This window comes from Veillonella seminalis, assembly GCF_003992065.1.
Taxonomy (GTDB): Bacteria; Bacillota; Negativicutes; order Veillonellales; family Veillonellaceae; genus Veillonella_A; species Veillonella_A seminalis.
Window position 1 is genome coordinate 1 of record NZ_RQUZ01000023.1, and the last position, 1968, is coordinate 1968.

The 1968-nt window shown below is 39.2% G+C and carries 2 protein-coding genes and 2 tRNA genes; 3 read left to right on the forward strand and 1 reads right to left on the reverse strand.

Annotation, left to right across the window (positions count from 1 at the left end; translation table 11 throughout):
- Positions 1–186, reverse strand: a 186-nt coding sequence (locus tag EO126_RS10865; protein ID WP_206168776.1) for a hypothetical protein, incomplete at its 3' end; no start/stop codon positions are given.
- A gap of 166 nt (positions 187–352) precedes the next feature.
- Here EO126_RS10865 and EO126_RS10620 point away from each other — a divergent pair.
- From EO126_RS10620 to EO126_RS10630, 3 genes are all read left to right on the forward strand, one after another.
- Positions 353–1474 (forward strand): DUF2827 family protein, encoded by a 1122-nt coding sequence (locus EO126_RS10620; protein ID WP_127008814.1) that lies wholly within the window; start codon positions 353–355, stop codon positions 1472–1474.
- Between the two features lie 113 nt (positions 1475–1587).
- Positions 1588–1663, forward strand: a tRNA-Trp gene (locus tag EO126_RS10625).
- A gap of 123 nt (positions 1664–1786) precedes the next feature.
- Positions 1787–1863: transfer RNA gene (locus EO126_RS10630), tRNA-Arg, on the forward strand.
- The last annotated feature ends 105 nt before the right edge of the window (positions 1864–1968 follow it).

Consider the following 1968-nt stretch of genomic DNA (forward strand, 5'->3'; position numbering starts at 1 on the left):
TTGGCCATGGGAAAAGTAGGGCAAACGATTTGAAGGAGCAAAGCGACGCACAAATCGTATTGCATCACTTTCTTTAGAGCGATAGCGAGAATGATAGGGTAGTCGCTGATTAGAGCTGGACGTACTCAGCGTGCCTACTAACATAAACCGCAGCGAGCGAAGCAATGCGGAGAAGCACCTAAGCACCTAAAATTCCTCTTATTTTCCCCCTTTACCTTGTACCATCCTCTAAACTGTGTTAGAATTTCCTTGAAATGAGTATTCAATATCCGTTTTTATTGATAATTTTAGTACCCAACATTAAAGCAGCACTAAATCATACATTTATAATAAATCGGGAAGAGGGGTAGTCATGCAGAAGAAGATTAACATAGGAATTACTTTCTTTTGGGGGGATTCCTATCAACATATTTGGTCAAATGGGGCCGGCCAAAATATGTTCTTTCTAAAACTTTGTTTAGAGCAAATAGAGTTTGTAAATGAAGTATATTTTGTTTATTGGGGAAATGAGCTTACCAGCTTACCGAGCCAATTTCAGGATTTTAATGTAAAGTATTACGAATACCATGAAGTAGTAAATAGAACCGATTTACTTATTGAAGGGACCTTAGCTTTAGAACCGGCGATAGCACGTGCCTTTCGCTCACAAGGGGCCAAGATTATTTCATATCGTATGGGGAATGATTTCATCATGGATATGGAAAAATTTGTTCATGCTCAACCGGGCGGACGAGCTTTCAACGGGACTCGCTATGATGCTGTTTGGATTACCCCTCATTTGATGAAAACCAATAGACCGTATGTAGAGATTATTACCCGTTCACCGGTTTTTGAAGTACCGCATTTATGGAGTCCTTTATTTATTGATGCAAAGATTAAAGAATTAGGGTTGGAAGGCGTATTCGGTTATAATCCCGGTGATACGGAGCAACGTCGTGTTGCCGTGATGGAGCCTAATATTTCGGTTTTAAAAAATTGCATGACACCGGTACTGATAGCAGAAGAAGTATATAGACGCAATAACAATTTACTCAAGCATGTGTATCTTTGCGGTACGGTAGATAAAAAGAATGTGCACGCCTTTTATAATTTTATTGGCTTTACGGAACTGGTAAGACAAAATATTATGTCTGTGGAAGCTCGCTTTATGACACCGGAGTTCTTAGGGAAGTATACGGATATAGTGCTGGCCTTTCAGTGGGAATGCGGGCTCAATTATTTATATTACGAAGCTCTCTATGGAGGCTATCCGTTGGTACATAATTCAGAATTTCTAAAGAAGGAAAATATCGGCTATTATTATGATCAATTTGATGCATACGGTGGTGCTGATGCTTTAATGAACGCTATGTATGCCTATGACAAAGAGAAAGACTATCACGAGTTGCATAATCGTAAGTTTTTAGGTAAGCTTTCGCCGTTTCATGAGAATAATATTGCTCACTATAAAATGCTGATTGAGGCATTATTCTGATAGAGATGTTTTTTACAACTCTTTTACTAAGAAATATCTTCTAAAATAAGGTTTGACATTTACCTCAATATTTGGTATTATATTCTAGTATCAAGTGTGACTTGGTACTACATAGGGGTATAGCTCAATTGGTAGAGTAGCGGTCTCCAAAACCGTTGGTTGTGGGTTCAAGTCCTACTGCCCCTGCCATCCATAATATAGAAGGCGGCCTTCGTGGTCGCTCGTTCTATTCTTAAGGAAATGTAAAATATAAGAAAAATTTTCCTTGCAATGAACGGTATATTATGGTATCATATTCGAGTGGCAAGTTATGACTCAGTAGCTCAGCTGGATAGAGCGTTTGACTACGAATCAAAAGGTCGGGAGTTCGAATCTCTCCTGGGTCACCATTTTTGCTCACTTACAACTTGATAATTACATATGACTCAGTAGCTCAGCTGGATAGAGCGTTTGACTACGAATCAAAAGGTCGGGAGTTCGAATCTCTCCTGGGT